At 69.7% G+C, this 548-nt stretch carries 1 protein-coding gene; it reads right to left on the bottom strand.

The window, feature by feature from the left end; all coding sequences use genetic code 11:
- A partial coding sequence (locus KMS84_RS04900) for a polyketide synthase dehydratase domain-containing protein (protein WP_256914781.1) occupies positions 1-521 on the bottom strand: 521 nt, incomplete at its 3' end.
- Positions 522-548 lie beyond the last annotated feature (27 nt).

Here is a 548-nt window from a genome sequence, read left to right as displayed (position 1 = left end):
ACCACCAGACAACCCGAACCCGCACCCGCACCCGACGCCGAAGACGTCAGGAACGACTGCACCGCAGACAGAACACCCGCCGTCACCTCACGCACCGCCCCGGCATCCAACTCCGCCGACGGCACATCCAGGACCTCGACACCACCAACGGCATGCCCATCCACATCGCCGGCCACCGACAGCGGCGACCACTCCACCCGGAACAACGCGTCATCACCGCCGCCCCCAGACGGCCTCAGCTGCTCTGCGGAGACGGTCCGCAACACCAGCGACTCCACCGACGCCACCGGAACACCCGCACCGTCGGCCAGGTCCAGCGACAGCGACTCCGCACCCGTCGACGTCAGCCGCACACGCAACGACGACGCACCCGAAGCATGAAGGGACACACCACTCCACGCGAACGGCAGCCGTACGCCTCCGCCTTCGTCGCCCGAACCGTGTGGCTGAGCAAAGGCGCCGGCATGCAGCGCGGCGTCCAGCAGCGCCGGGTGCAGACCGAACCCCGCAGCCGCGTCCACTTCTCCCGACGGCAACGCGACCTCGGC

This window comes from Streptomyces hilarionis, from assembly GCF_024539675.1.
Classification (GTDB): domain Bacteria; phylum Actinomycetota; class Actinomycetes; order Streptomycetales; family Streptomycetaceae; genus Streptomyces; species Streptomyces hilarionis.
This window is presented reverse-complemented; position numbering and strand designations above follow the sequence as displayed.